The organism is Brevibacillus halotolerans (assembly GCF_026891775.1).
Taxonomy (GTDB): Bacteria; Bacillota; Bacilli; order Brevibacillales; family Brevibacillaceae; genus Brevibacillus_B; species Brevibacillus_B halotolerans.
Genome location: NZ_JAPTNK010000003.1, coordinates 240824 through 257183, shown reverse-complemented (window position 1 = coordinate 257183; position 16360 = coordinate 240824). Strand labels below are relative to the sequence as shown.

Sequence of the window (16360 nt, the reverse complement as noted above, 5' to 3'; positions counted from 1 at the left end):
GAATACATAACAGAAAAAGACTTTTGGGAAATGGGGGCCAATTATGGATACACAAATTACAGTATGGCTAGCATTTGCAGCAGGACTTCTCTCGTTTATATCACCTTGTTGCTTGCCGTTATACCCATCCTTTTTATCTTATATTACTGGGGTTTCGGTTTCAGAGATGAAACAAGGAAAAGCTGTATTTCAGCGACAAGCATTGTTACACACCTTGTTTTTTATTCTAGGTTTCTCTCTTGTCTTTATCGCGCTCGGATTGTCAACCTCATGGATTGGTAGCTTATTTGCATCAAAAAAGGATTTGATTAGGCAACTTGGTGCTATTTTATTAATTTTTATGGGATTAGTAATTACAGGGGTATTAAAGTTTGATTTTATGATGAAAACATGGAAGAAGGACATAAACAATCGTCCGCTTGGGTATACTGGTTCTATCTTGGTGGGAATTACCTATGCTGCTGGCTGGACTCCCTGTGTAGGGCCGATCTTGTCAGGGATCATTACGCTTGGAATGGTGAACCCAGAGAGTGCCCTTACTTATACGCTTGCCTATACGATAGGGTTTGCCCTGCCATTCTTCGTGATGACCTTCTTCATTAGTAAGATAAGCTGGATCATGAAATACTCGGACAAATTAATGAAAATTGGCGGGGGAATCATGGTTCTTTTCGGGATTTTGCTGTACTTTGATAAGCTAACAGATATCTCTATCTACTTAATTAAAATTTTTGGACAGCCTAGTTTATAAAGGAGCTGGATAAAGCATGCGGCAGGTTTTTATCATTCTCAGTTTGCTCGTTCTGGGAGGAGGAGCGATTTACCAAAGCGAGGTCAAAAGTAAATCGCTGCCTACTCCGCAACCAATATTGGGACAGTCTATAAAATCTGAACCACAGCAACAGCATCAAGCGAAAGAGACAACCAAAACTCAAGTACAACAAGAGGTCTCTAGTCAGATAGAGCCAAAAGCCAACCCAACCATTGCGCAAGGGGCTAAAGCTCCTGCCTTTGAACTTCCAAGTATGGATGGAACTAGATACAAGTTTTCGGGACAAAGACAGAAGCCACTGGTTCTGAACTTCTGGGCAAGCTGGTGTGGTCCTTGTAGAATGGAAGCTGCTGACTTACAAAAGTTATATGAAAAAAATAAAGGCAACGTAGATTTTTATGCAATTAATCTGACCAAAACGGATGATTTAGATTCCGTCAAGGGATTTGTAGATACCTATAAGCTGACGATGCCGATTCTCTTCGATCAAGATGAAACAGTAGCAAAGCAGTACCAAATCCTCGCTATCCCAACGACTTTTATTATTGATCCTAATGGGGTTGTTACGTATAAGGTAATGGGATCGATTCAACCGGGCGTGTTTCAGGCAGAGCTAGATAAAGTAGTCAAAGCAAAAAAATAACGATGCTAAAAGACTGCTATTGCAGGATTTCCTAACAAGAAATGAAGAGCGATATATGTTTACAAAGTATCAAGCTGTCCTTTTAAAAAATGATTTCGATCGTTAATAAAACGACAAATATAGTCAGGCTCGGCGTCAAAGACGTTGAGCTTTTCTTTTTTGTGTGGATCAATCTGGAGGTAGGGACGTAGCAGGCGATGGAGAGACTCGATTCGAGGGCCTATATATTCGGGAGTAAACCAGGAATTTAGTATTTCTGCCATTCTATCTTTGTAGAGCTGTCTGTATGTAGAAGTATCTAGTAGACGAGCGCTCAAGGTATTGTATCCGTCTATATCAACAAAATCATAGGCCATTTCTTTTCCATTACAATCTCGCCCCCAGGTGGCGTCATAATCCCATGGAATAATCTCAAATAAACCTGTCCTCGAATTTCGATATAAAGCGTAATTATGAATAAAACCGTCAAAATTTTGGGTGCATACAGCCCCTGCTAGCCAACTTAGATATTGGCTGATATTAAGGTATCGAGCAATGGTTTCTTCAAAATCAGCTCTTGGCGTTGTATTTATGATATAAATCAATTCTTGGAGGAGCTGGATATCCTCCTCTTGGCCATATTTGCGTCGATACCCTGCGTCTAGGCGTGGTTTTACCTCCTCTGTTTTGGGGCTTAACAAGGAAAAATTAGCGTTTCCACTAACAGCGTAGAAAATTGGACCTAGTGGTAGCTGACGCCTTTGTAAAAATAATTCATCGACAGATTCTAATTGAAGATAAAGACCTTCACTAACTCCATTTTTGCATAACACCACAAACGAAGTAGCAGGCGATAAGACACCGAGGAGCTCAAAAAAGGCAAATGACAAGGCATTTCGCATGAACGAGGGGTCCAGCATTTCAGCATTAAGATGAACCTCGCGTTGTCCCTGAAAACGGTTGTCATCAGAAAAATAGAGAGTATAAGACTTTTTCGCCAATTCTCGTGTATGGGCACCTCGATAGGAAAGCTGAATGGGGTACGCTTTCTGCTGGATGGAGAGGAAAGCATCTATGCGAACATCCGCTCTGATATGCTGATCCAAGTAAGCAATACCCTCATCTGAGACAGTTACATAATAAACCTGTGGCAAGGCGTGCGACAGAATTTCCATAGAACCCTTCCTTTCTGCTTTATCTTATGAGGAATACGGGCTCTTGGCGCTATGTTTTATTGAGAATAGATAAAGAAATAGTTCACCTTTTTATTTGCAGGAAATATACATACAAAAGTGAGCAAAATTAGCGACATGAGGTGACAGCATGATCACAATTAGTTTATGCATGATCGTGAAAAATGAGGAAGATAGTTTGGCGAGATGCTTGGATTCTGTGAAGGACCTGGTAGACGAAATCAATATTATTGATACAGGCTCGACTGATGGGACTGTAGAGCTTGCAAAACAGTATACGGATCGCGTTTTTTTCTTTGAATGGATTGACGATTTCTCGGCCGCTCGTAATTTTGCCTTTACGAAAGCAACACAAGAATATATTTTGCATCTGGATGCAGATGATTTCCTCTTGGAGATCGACCGTGAACGGTTACGAACCTTGAAGGAAACATTAGATCCGGCTGTTGACTCAGTCACCATGAAATATCACACTGCCTTTGATGAGTTCGATAATCCTATTATGTCTTTCCGCCGAAACCGTCTGGTGAAACGAAGCAATAATTTCCAATGGATTGGTGCTGTGCACGAGTATTTAGCTGTTTGGGGAAAAATTATCGACAGTGATATTGCTGTGACTCATAAAAAGATTCATCAGCACGAAGGGTATTCGACGCGTAATTTGCGGATTTATGAAAAAAAGCTGGAGCGCGGGGAAGAATTTACCATAAGGGACTTGTATTATTATGCAAATGAACTGCGAGATCATTCTTTTCATGAAAAAGCGATTGAATATTATATCAAAATGCTCGATTCTAAACAGGGCTGGATTGAGGATGAAATCAATGCGTGCTACAAGATCGCAGATTGTTATGTTGCCTTAGGGGATAAAGAGAAGGAATTAGAATATATAATCAAAGCTTTTTCTTATGATACTCCACGAGCTGAGGCTTGCTGCCGATTGGGTCATATCTTTTTTGGCAAAAAGGAATATCTAAAAGCAATTTTTTGGTATGACCTAGCTACTAAGGTCAAAAGACCGGATAGCTGGGGATTTTTTACAGAAGCATGCTGGACGTGGCTTCCGCATATTCAATTATGTGTTTGCTACAATCGCATTGGACAAAATGAAAAAGCCTATGAGCATAACGAACAAGTAGGGAAGTATCGACCAAATGATCCAAAATATTTATTCAATAAAAAGCTAATAGAGGGATTGTTGAATAAGGAGGAGTCAGGTAGCTAACTTCTTTCACAGGAAAAGTGACCTTCTTTCCATCTACTTCATACAATGTGAGAGTTGAGTGAATTTGTAAGTTTTTGGATGGAAAGAAGGGATGTGGAGTGAAGGTAGGAGTAATTGGAACCGGTGTAATGGGCAAGCATCATGTACGTGTCTACTCCTCGCTCAACGATCATTGCCAATTGATAGGGGTTTACGATGCAGACCAAAAACGGGCGCAAGAGGTCGCACGGGAATATGATATACTTTCGTTTTTTACCCTAGATGAACTGTTGGCCCAAGTAGATGCAGTCAGTATAGCCGTTCCAATACCTGCTCATTTTGAGGTAGGAATGGCTTGTATTCGTCATCGGGTGCATATGCTGATGGAAAAACCTCTCACTGCGACTTTAGCAGAAGCCAGTGAGTTGATTGATCGAGCCAAAGAAGCTCAGTTACATTTGCAGGTGGGGCATATCGAGCTGTTTAATCCTGCTATTGGGGTGTTACGCTCTATTTTGGAGGGTGAAGAGGTTGTCGCCATCGATATGCACCGCATGAGTCCGATGGAACCACGTATTCAAGGAATTGATGTGGTATTGGATGCTATGCTTCATGACATATATATTTTGCAGCATTTACAGCCGGGTGCATTAGCTAGGATGCATGCGGTGGGTCAATCTTATCAAGGAGCAATCAAACATGCTGTAGCACTGTTTCAATTCGAATCAGGAGTTATCGCACAAATCACAGCTAGTCATTTAACGGAAGAAAAAGTGCGTACCTTACGAGTAGTAACTAGACAGGCGTTTGTTCAAGCTGATCTACTCGATAAAAAAGTGGTCATTTCCCGTTCTACAAATTTCTTAGAAAAACAAAGTGATGGCTATAGTCAGCAAAACATTTTGGAAAAAGTGATTGTACCTGGGATTGAGCCACTACGGGCAGAGCTAATAGATTTCTTACAAAGCATCACGAAGAAAACGCCCACTTTGGTCTCAGCGGAGTCAGGTATGCAGGCATTGCAACTGGCAACAGAAATTTCCCAACAAATCCAACAAAATCTATCCGGATAAATTGTTGTAAAAAACCTGTAGCAAATGTGCACAGGTTTTTTTGCTGCTGTTAAGCATCATCTCTAACACTTACAGAAAGGATCGCAAAGAGGAGATGCTCACATCCTAGCGAATTGAAACAGAAGAGAATCAATGCTAAAGGAGGAGCAATCATGGCGATTAACTTGCACTCGAAAACAGGGACAGGAATGACCATGCAGCAATTCATGGAAACAATGGAGAAAAATAAAGAGGAATTCTATGGCTGGTATGAGCGATTTTCGTGGGAAACAGAAAAGGAGCATTCCCAAATAGCAGCCACGGTTCAGCAAGCGGGATTGCGAGCCTTCTTATTGTGTGCAGAATGGTGTGGAGACGTTGTGCGGAATGTACCCGTATTGTTTCGTGTAGCAGAAGCTGTTTCTTTACCTGTAGAAGTATTAGTCATGGAGGATCATCTGGATGTGATGGATCAATTTCTAACTATGGGAGGACGAGCTATTCCGGTGTTGATTATTTGCAACAAGGACTCAGATGTGCTTGCTACATGGGGACCACGTCCAGCGCATGTTCAGAAAATTATGACTGAGTTTAAACAGGAAAACCCTGATCGTGAGGCACACGATTATCAAGACAAAATCATGGTGGCTCGTCAGGAAATGCTTGCCCAATATGGAGAGGGGACTGGCTACCAGCAGGTCATTGTGCAAGAATTATCCGATTTATTCCGTCAGATACAATGATTAGCGTCGAGCGTGGTATAATGGGATAGACTGATAAAGACAGCAAGAGGTGAAAAGATGAGACCTTTACAGATATCAGCAGAAACAGCCGTAAAGTTGGCTGAACAGCTTGGAGTACCCTTGGAAAGATTAATGCATATGCCTCAGCATATATTGATGCAAAAGCTAATGGAGATTTCAAAGCAGGAAGTCTCAGAGCAAAAGACAGAATCGGATAGCAAGGAGAAATAAGTAGTCAAAAACGCTCGTCTGGACGAGAAGCGATTACACTTACAAGAGATGCCTATCAAGGCATCTTTTTTCTATTTCAGAAAAAGTGAAAATGGCATATAATGGATATTTACTGAATAGGATAGTATGAGGAAAAATATAGGCTCAGGCTGAGAAAGGGGGAGTTCACACGTGTTGCAAGAATTGGAGACACTTGCTGATCGCATAAATCAAGACCCTTCTACCATTGAGGGATGGTTGGCTGTTTATCAATTTGATGTAAGTGGAGAACGGGGAGGTACCTATCAGATTCGATTTTGTGACAATCAGGTTCAAGTAACGGAAGGAAACTCTAATCAGGCACAATGCACGCTCCAGCTATCTGACACCAATTTTGCAAAGCTCCTACAAAAACAATTGAATCCTACTGCTGCTGTTATGCTAGGTAAAATAAAGATTAAGGGAGATATATCACTAGCTTTACAATTACAGCGCTTATTTGCTTAATGAGAGAATGTTATGAAATACACAGCTTTTATAGGTATAAAAAACGGATAGCTACAGTTAATTTTTAAAGATTAATTGTGGCTATCAAATTTTTTATAAAAAAGTCTTGCTTTTTAATTTAAGTGTATGCTATATTAAAAAAGCCGAAACGGTACTGAAGAAAAACAACAAGCTAGAAAGCGCGTTGTTGACCGTTTAGCTCACATGCGGGTGTGGCGGAATTGGCAGACGCACCAGATTTAGGTTCTGGCGGGCGACCGTGGGGGTTCAAGTCCCTCCACCCGCACCATTTACATACATAACGAAAAGACAAGCTTTCAATATGAAAATGCCGGTGTAGCTCAATTGGTAGAGCACCTGACTTGTAATCAGGGGGTTGTGGGTTCAAGTCCTATCGCCGGCACCATTTTTTTATGGGGAGATAGTGAAGTGGCTAAACACGGCAGACTGTAAATCTGCTCCCTCAGGGTTCGGCGGTTCGAATCCGTCTCTCCCCACCATTTTGGGGTATAGCCAAGCGGTAAGGCAACGGACTTTGACTCCGTCATTCCCAGGTTCAAATCCTGGTACCCCAGCCAACTTTATATTTGCCGGTATGGCGGAATTGGCAGACGCGCGCGACTCAAAATCGTGAGGGAAACCGTGGGGGTTCAAGTCCCTCTACCGGCACTACAATAAAAAAGCGGAATTTACGTTAGATGCGTAGATTACGCTTTTTTCGTTGTCTATTATCATTTTCTAATCTTGGACTACAAGAGAATATATAAAAGGTAATAAACGAGAAATGAGATGTAAAATTATGAAAATAAAAAGTAATCATTTTTCTCACAAAAACACTCTTTTTTCTAAGATGATTTTTAAATAAATAGAATTTTGTCAAAACCTTGACAATGGCGAAAACTAGATAGCTCTAAAGGGCTAAAAGTGATGAATCTCACACCCTTTACAAATGTGGGAATGGTTTAATCAAATCGTAAACAATGCAAATTCCTTTTTGAGGAAAAACTGGATGACAAGGAAGAAAAAGAGAGGAGGTCATCGGATGAACAGCTCCCAAACTCAACCGAATCAAAAGGCAGAGAACGAGAAGCATCAGGAAGGCGAACTAAATTTAAAAGGAACGCTAGCTTCGGTCTTTCTAGTAGGTCTGTTTATCGCAGTGACTTGGTTTGCTGTATTTGGGATTTTTCTAAGCAGGGCGTAGCTGGTATAGAGAGGGAATGAACGGGAGGGTATTTTATGCATTTACACCGCTTTGAAAAAATTTGGCTGATGGTTGGGGGCGCGACGCTTGTACTGTTTTTGATCGTCTTGTCTGTCAATGCCTATGCAATGGGGATGATGCCGCCAAGCCATATGAAAATGATAGACCCAAAAAAGGTAGATGAAACTGCCCCATTTGATAATCTAGGACTTCATAAAACTGGTGATAATGAATACGATCTTGTCATGACATCATTTATTTTTACTTTCCAACCTAATCAAATTGAAGTTCCAGTCGGTGCCAAGGTTAAATTTGTCGTAACGAGCAAAGACGTGGTACACGGCTTCGAGATACCAAAAACAAATGTCAACATCATGGTGTTACCTGGTCACATCAGCGAAGTCACTCACACATTTGACAAGCCAGGAACGTACTTAATTCTCTGTAATGAATATTGTGGCGCTGGTCACCAGTTAATGGCAGCTACAATTGTTGTGAAGTGATGCAGAAAGGTAGTGACGATAAAGTATGGTAGCGCAATTAAAGGAATATCATAAAACACAACCGGTGGTAAAAGTAGACGCCGCAGCTGCAAAACTTTCGTTGGCGCATATTTATGTGGCGTATATTGGTTTTGCTATCGCCATTTTGTGCGGCTTGCTTCAAGGTCTGGTACGGGGCGGGGTTATAACCTTGCCATCTTGGTTAGGCTATTATCAGGTTTTAACAGCACACGGGGTATTATTGGGTCTAGTTTTTACAACATTCTTTATTATAGGATTTTTCATCTCAGGTTGTGCTCGCACATCAGAGGGAAAGCTGACACCTTTAGCTTTAAAGTTGGGTTGGATTGGTTGGCTTCTCATGACGGTGGGTACAGCGATGGCAACAGTAGCGATTCTATCCAATGAAGCCTCGGTTCTGTATACATTCTATGCACCAATGAAAGCGTCTCCACTGTTCTATATTGGGTCAGCCTTACTAGTCGTAGGTAGCTGGATGGGCGGATATTCGATTTTTGCGAATTACATTCATTGGAGAAAAACAAATAAGGGAAAAACATCTCCCCTATTTCAATTCATGGCTGTTTCTACCATGATTTTGTGGCAGATTGCAACATTAGGGGTGGCAGCAGAGGTCTTGCTACAGCTCATTCCATGGTCTCTTGGCTGGGTACCAGAAGTGAATGTCCTGCTAAGCCGTACGCTCTTTTGGTATTTTGGTCACCCACTTGTCTATTTCTGGTTAATGCCTGCTTATGTCTGCTGGTATGTTAATATTCCAAAAATAATCGGTGGTAAAGTATTTAGTGATTCGCTCGCACGTTTATCTTTTATTCTGCTTATTCTATTCTCCATTCCTGTAGGCTTTCATCACCAGTTAATGGAGCCAGGTATTTCAGATAAATGGAAAATGCTACATGTAATCTTGACTTTAACCGTAGTATTCCCTTCGCTTATGACGGCATTTTCGCTATTTGCCGTATTTGAAACATCAGGACGTAAAAAGGGTGCAAAGGGCTTGTTTGGCTGGTTTTCGAAATTGCCTTGGAAGGATGCGCGTTTCTTTGCCCCTATGCTGGGGATGCTTGCTTTCATTCCAGCGGGTGCAGGTGGAATTATTAATGCGAGTAACCAGATGAACGCAGTGGTGCATAATACAATCTGGGTTACAGGTCACTTCCATTTAACGGTCGGAACTAGCATTGCGCTCACTTTCTTTGGTATTACGTATTGGTTATTGCCAAATTTAACAGGGCGCAAAATGACCCCTGCCTTGCATCGTGTAGGAATTTTACAAGCAGTCATGTGGTCGGTTGGGATGTTACTCATGTCAGGTGCGATGCACTATCTTGGGCTGCAGGGTGTGCCGCGCCGTACGGATTACACTACTTACTTTGACAATGCGGAGGCTCTAAGCTGGATACCTCCCCAACAGTTAATGGGCTTTGGCGGTGCTATCCTATTCTTTGCAGGGATACTGATGGTAGGAATTTTATTTTATCTCATCTTTAAAGCACCAAAAGGCGAGGAGGATTATCCAATTGCTGAATCCCAAGAATCAGTGGAACGTACTCCAAAAATTTTAGAGCGCTGGTCTTTATGGCTGGGTATCGCCGTATTTTTGATTATCGTTGCTTATGCATATCCGATCTACCAATTGATTGATCATGCACCACCTGGATCAAAACCGTTTATCACGTGGTAAAAATAAAAACCATCTGCGGTATGCTTCCTTTTCTAAAAAGGAGTATGCGTGTAGATGGTTTTTTATTATGAGAAAATAAAAAAGGCTGTGGATCATATCAATTTGGCCCAGAGCATGGAGGGTTTTGGGCTGTAAAAAGCAAGGATACATCAGCTATAATTTGTTGTGGCAGGTGTTAATAAATACAAGGGGTTAATTTTTACTTGTAAATGTAGTAAAATATACGTTTGAAGAAGAAAATGCATATTAAAGGATGAGATTGAATGATAAGTACAAATGGTGTTACCCTGCGATATGGGAAACGCGCTTTGTTTGAAGATGTAAATATCAAGTTCACACCTGGTAACTGCTATGGATTAATTGGGGCAAATGGAGCTGGTAAGTCTACATTTTTGAAGATTTTATCCGGCGAAATTGAACCAAACAACGGAGAGGTTATTTTAACTCCTGGAGAACGTCTTGCCGTTTTAAAGCAAAATCATTATGAGTTCGATGAATGCGAAGTCTTGAAAACGGTAATGATGGGTCATAGAAGATTGTGTGATATCATGGAAGAGAAAAATGCTCTGTACATGAAAGAAGATTTCTCTGAAGCAGACGGGATTCGTGCGTCTGAATTGGAAGGAGAATTCGAAGACTTGAATGGTTGGCAAGCAGAATCTGATGCCGCTGCTCTATTGATTGGTCTGGGAATTCCTGCTGAATTCCATGATAAGAAAATGCTAGAGCTTGACGGAAATCTGAAAGTTCGTGTCTTGCTGGCACAAGCATTGTTTGGTAACCCAGACATCCTTCTACTCGATGAGCCTACCAACCACTTGGACATCGAATCCATTCGTTGGCTAGAAAACTTCTTAGCTAATTATGAAAATACTGTTATTGTTGTATCCCATGACCGTCACTTCTTAAACCAAGTATGTACGCATATTGCTGATATTGACTTTGGTAAGATTCAAATGTATGTGGGGAACTACGATTTCTGGTATGAATCTAGCCAGCTAGCTCTTAAGTTAATGAGAGAGCAAAATAAGAAAAAAGAAGAGAAAATTAAAGAATTGGAAAGCTTTATTGCGCGCTTTAGCGCCAATGCTTCTAAATCAAAACAAGCAACCTCTCGTAAGAAGATGTTGGATAAAATTTCGTTGGATGATATCAAGCCTTCCAGCCGCCGTTATCCATTTATTAACTTCAAGCCGGAGCGAGAAGCAGGTAAAAATATTTTGGAAATAGAAGGCTTATCCAAGACTCTTGAAGGTGAAAAGCTTTTCGAAAATATACACCTTATTATCAACAAGGGTGATAAGATAGCGCTAGTGGGCCCAAATGGTCACGTAAAAACAGCCTTGTTCCAAATTTTAATGGGTGAAATGGAAGCAGACAGTGGAACATTCTCTTGGGGTGTTACAACCACTCAGGCATATTTCCCGAAAGATAACTCTGAGTACTTTGATGGATGCGATTTATCCTTGGTTGATTGGTTGCGTCAATACTCCAAAAATCAAGACGAGACATTCTTGCGCGGCTTCTTAGGCAGAATGCTGTTCTCTGGCGAAGAAGCACTGAAAAAAGCTAATGTTTTGTCCGGTGGAGAGAAAGTGCGTTGCATGCTGTCCAAAATGATGATGGTGGGCGGAAATGTTCTCCTATTAGATGAGCCTACTAACCACTTGGATTTGGAATCTATTACAGCATTAAATAATGGTTTAATTGAATATGATGGTACGATGCTGTTTGTTTCTCATGACCATCAGTTTGTTCAAACCATTGCCAACCGGATCATTGAGATTACTCCAAATGGTATCATTGATAAAATGATGACATACGATGAATATCTGGAAAGCGAAGAAATCAAACAGCTTCGCGAAAAATTGTACAGCGAGTAATGAAAAAGAAAAGAGGGTTAACCAATCAAGGTTAACCCTTTTACTAAAAGCTGGAGGGCATCAATGACGACGTTGCACGGTATCTGGTTACCAGATGCTTTTTTTCTTTTCTGTTTGCGCGGCGGCGAGATTGTACCCGTCAGTAATTGGATGGAACAATTGTCGACCGAACAACAGATGAAATTGATGAAGTCTGGAAAAGTGGGCATCCGTACCTTTCAAGTTCCATATTGGTTTGATCAAGGGGAGTATTACCCGTCCAATAAGCCAAAATTGATGGTACAACAGATTAATGGACTAAGTATAGCTATGAAGGAAGCTTTACCATTCCTGTGGCAAACAGACGAAGCAATGCTACAGCATAGCGGTTTTTTGCTAGGTGATAGCTTGCATTACTACCAAAAGGTAGCTCAATTTGCCCTGCAAATGCTATGGCATGCAAATATCCGGCCGGGTGTTAAGGTACGTAAAGGAAAACGGTACGGCTATGCAGAAGCAGACGCTATTTGGGATGTAGATTTGACCAAGGAAGAAGTGCGCACATTTTCACACACCTTGGCGCTTGCAATGCCGGCTATCTGTCGAGCGTATGACCCACAGAAGACAGGTGGAAGCGACATTATGACAGATCCGCACAACATTCAGGCGGATTTTTTACAAAATGCAATACAAACTACGATACATGACTGGCTGGATATGGAAAGCGAAGAGCTGCGACAACAGCTCAGCAAGGGGAAGGGAGATTTCTCCTTGCAATGGCTACGGGGATTACTAACTCGGATAACGGAGCCTATTGAGGGTACAACGAAGGAGCTGCAAAGCTTTAAACAGCAAGTAGATTTGTGGACAAAAGGAGAAGGACGTAACAAGCGGGATTGTGTGGGACAGTATGCAATGCGCCTATACTTACGTCTGGAACCACCTCAGCAGATCGAAGTAGAAGCAGAAGAGTCCATTTTTACATTGCATGTGTATCTACAACCTGTCACAGAACCATCTCGGCTTATTTCAGCTAAGGATATCTGGTTAGGGTCTGGTGAGGCTACAGCCTTTTTCGGAAAGGATCTGGGTAGGGCTCAAGAATTCTTGCTGGAGCAATTGGGATGCGCGTCGATACTAATGCCAGCGTTAGAAGAAACGCTACGCCAAGCATTAGTGGAGCAAATACAGCTTCCTGTGCAAGAGGCCTTTCATTTTTTACAAGAGATAGCTCCACGGTTGCAGGCAGAAGGAGTTGGTGTTCAATTACCTTCTTGGTGGGTAAAGCGTGGACGCAAACGACTAGGCTTAAAGCTTAGAGTTAAGCAGGATCACTCACTCTATGCAGCGGATTCCTCTGCTGTTATTCATCGTTTAGGCTTACATGAAATCGTTCGTTTTGATGCGAAAGCAGCTTTAGGTGACCAGGAAATCAGCTTGGCCGAACTGGAGAAAATTGCCGATTCAAAGCTCCCTTTTATCCAATTACGCGGGGAGTGGACTGAGGTAAATCAGGAATCGGTTAAACGGATGCTGCAATATTTAAAACAGGCTGAGCAAGATGAAATCACGCTGCATGATATGCTTTACTTAATGGCTGAGATGGAAGCAAGTGATGAATGGGAAGATCTCCCTGTAGTTGATTTCGAACTTCCTACAGCTCTTGATGACTTATTACATGGACGACTTGAACAGAATTTAGATCATATTGACACCCCCATGGGACTGCAAGGAGTATTGCGTCCTTACCAAAAACGTGGGTATGCTTGGCTTCAGCTTATGTCCAAATTAGGCTTTGGCGTCTGTTTGGCAGATGATATGGGTCTAGGAAAAACCATTCAGATGATTACAGTTTTGATGGCGGAGAAGCTATCTGCACCGGCTATAATCGTGTGCCCGACCTCATTGATGAATAATTGGAGTAAAGAGATAGAGAGATTTGCCCCAACACTACGGGTGTATACGCACCATGGACCAGAACGCTTGCATCAAAATGAACTGCAAGCAAAAGTAGCTGAACATGATGTTGTGATTACATCTTATTCCTTAGTCAACCGTGATTTAGCTGATTTAATGGAAATCAAATGGTCCTATTTGGTGTTAGATGAGGCTCAGAATATCAAAAACAGTAAAAGTAAACAGGCGAGAAGCGCCATGAAAATACATGCTCAGCATCGAATTGCGATGACGGGTACACCAATTGAAAATCGGCTAAGTGAGCTTTGGTCGATCTTCCAGTTTTTAAATCCCGGTTATTTAGGCACTTTAACGCAATTTCGTACACAATTTACGTTGCCTATTGAACGGTATCGCGAGCAGGAGCGGATGGAATCTCTGCGAAAATTAGTAAAGCCCTTTATTTTGCGGCGGTTGAAAACAGACCCTACCATTATTGTGGATTTACCAGAAAAAATTGAAAGCAAAACGTATTGCACACTGTCAGAGGAACAGGCTAGCTTGTATCAAGCAGCCGTTAATCATATGATGCAAAAAATCAATTCGGTAGAAGGAATGCAACGTCGTGGATATGTTCTTGCTACGTTAACCCATCTTAAACAAATCTGTGACCATCCAGCCCTCTATTTACACCAGTCTGCCGATCATTTAGAGCGTCGTTCTGGTAAGGTACGGCGGGTAACCGAACTTGTTCACGATATAATGGAACAGCAGGAGGCCGTGTTGCTGTTTACGCAATATGTAGACATGGGGAGCATGCTTGCAAAGCATTTTCGTGAGGTTTTACAAGAGGAGGTTCTCTTCTTACATGGAGGAATTAGTAAACAAGACCGTGATGATATGATAGATCGCTTTCAGTCTGGTATGGGACCGCGAATCTTTATTTTGTCATTAAAAGCTGGCGGTGTCGGTCTTAACCTAACCAGAGCAAATCATGTGATTCATTTTGATCGGTGGTGGAATCCTGCTGTCGAAAACCAGGCAACCGATCGGGCATATCGCATTGGGCAAAAGAAAAATGTACATGTCCACCGATTAATTTGTCAGGGAACGCTAGAGGAGCGCATTGATCAGTTAATGGAATCAAAGCGGGAATTGGCAGAGCAGGTGATCCACTCTGGTGAACAATGGATTACCGAGTTATCCGCAAATGAGCTACACTCCTTATTTGAGCTACGTGAGGATTTGATCTGCCAAGAGGAGGATGATTTGTTGTGAAGCCGCAAAAATCGAACGTACAGATTGAGTGGATCGCTCGCTTGAAGGAATTGATTCGAAAAGCAGGTGGGGCACAGCGAAATCAGCGTGGACGTACGAAAGCCAAAGAAGGTGGAGTATTAGAGTGGAGAGCCGTTGAGGCTGGTATAAAAGCAAAAGTGACAGGGGCAAATCAGGTGCACTACACGGTCTCACTTAGCCCCAAAAAAACGGTGCATGTAGGGCGTGAAAAAGCATTGGACTTAATCAGACAGTCGCCTCTTTTTACAGCTCAGCTATTAGGCGGGACATTTTCTGGGGAAATGGCTGCTCATTTCGCCGATCAAAAAATAGAGGTTCTTCCAGACTCACTAGAGGAATGGAATGCTCACTGTAGTTGTCCAGATGTGGTTGGTTATTGCAAACATGTATATGCTCTGTATTATCAACTGCTCGCTGAAGCGGAAGAGGACCCATTTGTATTTTTAGCATTTCTTGGGCTACAGCGTGGTGATATTATAGGTGGATTTCGGGAGCAGTGGTTGCCACACAGTAAAGCCTATTCGGGAGAGGGAATGGGCCAACAGGAAATTACGAGTCTACCAGAGCCGACCAATCCGTCTGAATTGCTACATACAGGTATAGACGAGGAAGTGGGTGCTGTGTTTTTACGCAGAGCGGTTGACCATGGCACCTTTTTTCAGACCGCCCCTCATTTTTCTGCGATGACAAATTCTTTTACGCAAGAAAATATACTACCTGAGCAATTGCTTCTAATCTGGGGACCGCCTGCATTTGCCGTCCGCAAAGAAGCCATGATGATTGGAGCCCTACAAGAAGTGTATCGGGTTGTGAGTAAGAAGGCTGGAGAGGAGATAGCTACTTTGCCATGAAAGTGTTTGCGATAAAAGTACCCGATACGTTTTCAGAGGCGGTGTATCGGGAGTTGCTCTCTCTGCTCCCGTTGGACCGTCAGGAAAAAGTAAATCGTTACCTTAAAACGGAGGATAAATGGCGCTCCTTGCTTGGGGAGGTGCTGGTACGGATGCAATTGGCTCAACGAATGGGGATTTTGCCAGAAGAGATTCGCTATGAGACCAATCCATACGGAAAGCCCTTTGTTACGGGAGAAGGTGCGTGCGAATTTAATGTGTCGCATTCAGCTAGCTGGATAGTTGCTGCTTTTAGTGCCAGTCCAATTGGTATTGATGTTCAACAAATCAAACCCATTAATCTACAAATTGCTGACCGATTTTTTTCTGAACAAGAGCGTCAGAATTTGTTCCAGCTCCCTGAGGCGAACCAAATAAAAGGTTTTTTTAGTTATTGGGCGTATAAAGAAAGCTATATAAAAGCCGTGGGGAAGGGACTCTCACTGCCGCTTGATTCTTTTACGATTCAGCAGGAGTCTTTAGACAGAGCGACGGTATACACTGATAACATACCGACTGGTTATCATTGTAGAGCCTATCACGTAGATGAGATGTATAAAGTTGCCGTATGTACAAAGCAGGATCAATTTTGTGAGGAAATTACAATTGTAGAAATAGAAGAGTTGACCAGCAAGCTCTTACAAGCATAAATGGAAAAACAAGAGGAAAGGGTTATCACATGTTTATGGGATAACCCT

The 16360-nt window shown here is 42.1% G+C and carries 15 protein-coding genes and 5 tRNA genes; 19 read left to right on the top strand and 1 reads right to left on the bottom strand.

Going from position 1 to position 16360, the window contains the following annotated elements; translation table 11 throughout:
* Positions 1-43: 43 nt before the first annotated feature.
* Both O0550_RS06120 and O0550_RS06115 read left to right on the top strand, forming a co-directional pair.
* Positions 44-751: a cytochrome c biogenesis CcdA family protein gene (locus O0550_RS06120; protein WP_003340508.1), complete on the top strand. Its 708-nt coding sequence runs from the start codon at positions 44-46 to the stop codon at positions 749-751.
* 16 nt (positions 752-767) lie between these two features.
* Entirely contained in the window at positions 768-1415 is a 648-nt protein-coding gene (locus tag O0550_RS06115) for a TlpA family protein disulfide reductase (protein WP_181747842.1), read from the top strand.
* A 59-nt stretch (positions 1416-1474) separates the two neighbouring features.
* Here O0550_RS06115 and O0550_RS06110 read toward each other — a convergent pair whose 3' ends face one another.
* On the bottom strand, positions 1475-2569 hold the full coding sequence (locus O0550_RS06110) for a CotH kinase family protein (RefSeq protein ID WP_258425828.1): 1095 nt from the start codon (positions 2567-2569) through the stop codon (positions 1475-1477).
* A 148-nt stretch (positions 2570-2717) separates the two neighbouring features.
* Here O0550_RS06110 and O0550_RS06105 point away from each other — a divergent pair, with 148 nt between their 5' ends.
* The 17 genes from O0550_RS06105 to O0550_RS06025 all read left to right on the top strand — a co-directional run bounded on the left by O0550_RS06105 (position 2718) and on the right by O0550_RS06025 (position 16312).
* A complete protein-coding gene (locus O0550_RS06105; protein WP_003336029.1) occupies positions 2718-3812 on the top strand; it encodes a tetratricopeptide repeat-containing glycosyltransferase family 2 protein in 1095 nt (364 codons plus the stop codon).
* Between the two features lie 98 nt (positions 3813-3910).
* On the top strand, positions 3911-4864 hold the full coding sequence (locus O0550_RS06100) for a Gfo/Idh/MocA family protein (protein ID WP_003336031.1): 954 nt from the start codon (positions 3911-3913) through the stop codon (positions 4862-4864).
* Between the two features lie 152 nt (positions 4865-5016).
* Positions 5017-5586: a thioredoxin family protein gene (locus O0550_RS06095; protein ID WP_258425827.1), complete on the top strand. Its 570-nt coding sequence runs from the start codon at positions 5017-5019 to the stop codon at positions 5584-5586.
* A 57-nt stretch (positions 5587-5643) separates the two neighbouring features.
* Positions 5644-5817, top strand: coding sequence for a YycC family protein (locus O0550_RS06090; RefSeq protein WP_003336033.1), 174 nt, complete (start codon positions 5644-5646; stop codon positions 5815-5817).
* 171 nt (positions 5818-5988) lie between these two features.
* A complete protein-coding gene (locus O0550_RS06085; protein ID WP_181747837.1) occupies positions 5989-6303 on the top strand; it encodes an SCP2 sterol-binding domain-containing protein in 315 nt (104 codons plus the stop codon).
* Between the two features lie 206 nt (positions 6304-6509).
* A tRNA-Leu gene (locus O0550_RS06080) sits at positions 6510-6592 on the top strand.
* A gap of 41 nt (positions 6593-6633) precedes the next feature.
* Positions 6634-6709 (top strand) — tRNA-Thr (locus O0550_RS06075).
* Between the two features lie 9 nt (positions 6710-6718).
* Positions 6719-6803: transfer RNA gene (locus tag O0550_RS06070), tRNA-Tyr, on the top strand.
* 3 nt (positions 6804-6806) lie between these two features.
* Positions 6807-6881: transfer RNA gene (locus O0550_RS06065), tRNA-Gln, on the top strand.
* Positions 6882-6892: 11 nt separating this feature from the next.
* Positions 6893-6972 (top strand) — tRNA-Leu (locus tag O0550_RS06060).
* Positions 6973-7345: 373 nt separating this feature from the next.
* Complete coding sequence (locus O0550_RS06055) at positions 7346-7507, top strand: cytochrome c oxidase subunit 2A (RefSeq protein ID WP_003340491.1); 162 nt, start codon at positions 7346-7348, stop codon at positions 7505-7507.
* A gap of 35 nt (positions 7508-7542) precedes the next feature.
* Positions 7543-8010, top strand: a complete 468-nt coding sequence (locus O0550_RS06050; protein WP_003336039.1) for a cytochrome c oxidase subunit II — start codon at positions 7543-7545, stop codon at positions 8008-8010.
* 25 nt (positions 8011-8035) lie between these two features.
* Positions 8036-9715: a b(o/a)3-type cytochrome-c oxidase subunit 1 gene (locus O0550_RS06045; protein WP_003340488.1), complete on the top strand. Its 1680-nt coding sequence runs from the start codon at positions 8036-8038 to the stop codon at positions 9713-9715.
* Positions 9716-9978: 263 nt separating this feature from the next.
* Positions 9979-11598 carry an ABC-F family ATP-binding cassette domain-containing protein gene (locus O0550_RS06040; RefSeq protein WP_258425826.1) on the top strand — a complete coding sequence of 540 codons (1620 nt, stop codon included), beginning with the start codon at positions 9979-9981 and terminating at the stop codon, positions 11596-11598.
* Between the two features lie 63 nt (positions 11599-11661).
* Entirely contained in the window at positions 11662-14751 is a 3090-nt protein-coding gene (locus O0550_RS06035; protein ID WP_068792469.1) for a DEAD/DEAH box helicase, read from the top strand.
* Positions 14748-15623, top strand: coding sequence for an SWIM zinc finger family protein (locus O0550_RS06030; protein WP_258425825.1), 876 nt, complete (start codon positions 14748-14750; stop codon positions 15621-15623). Before O0550_RS06035 ends, O0550_RS06030 begins: the two co-directional genes overlap by 4 nt.
* A complete protein-coding gene (locus O0550_RS06025) occupies positions 15620-16312 on the top strand; it encodes a 4'-phosphopantetheinyl transferase family protein (protein ID WP_258425824.1) in 693 nt (230 codons plus the stop codon). The genes O0550_RS06030 and O0550_RS06025 overlap by 4 nt, the downstream gene beginning before the upstream one ends.
* The last annotated feature ends 48 nt before the right edge of the window (positions 16313-16360 follow it).

Bases quoted from the DNA above. Each gene is read 5' to 3' on its own strand.
- O0550_RS06120 (WP_003340508.1), top strand. From the start codon at position 44: ATGGATACACAAATTACAGTATGGCTAGCATTTGCAGCAGGACTTCTC.
- O0550_RS06115 (WP_181747842.1), top strand. From the start codon at position 768: ATGCGGCAGGTTTTTATCATTCTCAGTTTGCTCGTTCTGGGAGGAGGA.
- O0550_RS06110 (WP_258425828.1), bottom strand. From the start codon at position 2,569: ATGGAAATTCTGTCGCACGCCTTGCCACAGGTTTATTATGTAACTGTC.
- O0550_RS06105 (WP_003336029.1), top strand. From the start codon at position 2,718: ATGATCACAATTAGTTTATGCATGATCGTGAAAAATGAGGAAGATAGT.
- O0550_RS06095 (WP_258425827.1), top strand. From the start codon at position 5,017: ATGGCGATTAACTTGCACTCGAAAACAGGGACAGGAATGACCATGCAG.
- O0550_RS06090 (WP_003336033.1), top strand. From the start codon at position 5,644: ATGAGACCTTTACAGATATCAGCAGAAACAGCCGTAAAGTTGGCTGAA.
- O0550_RS06055 (WP_003340491.1), top strand. From the start codon at position 7,346: ATGAACAGCTCCCAAACTCAACCGAATCAAAAGGCAGAGAACGAGAAG.
- O0550_RS06050 (WP_003336039.1), top strand. From the start codon at position 7,543: ATGCATTTACACCGCTTTGAAAAAATTTGGCTGATGGTTGGGGGCGCG.
- O0550_RS06045 (WP_003340488.1), top strand. From the start codon at position 8,036: ATGGTAGCGCAATTAAAGGAATATCATAAAACACAACCGGTGGTAAAA.
- O0550_RS06040 (WP_258425826.1), top strand. From the start codon at position 9,979: ATGATAAGTACAAATGGTGTTACCCTGCGATATGGGAAACGCGCTTTG.
- O0550_RS06035 (WP_068792469.1), top strand. From the start codon at position 11,662: ATGACGACGTTGCACGGTATCTGGTTACCAGATGCTTTTTTTCTTTTC.
- O0550_RS06025 (WP_258425824.1), top strand. From the start codon at position 15,620: ATGAAAGTGTTTGCGATAAAAGTACCCGATACGTTTTCAGAGGCGGTG.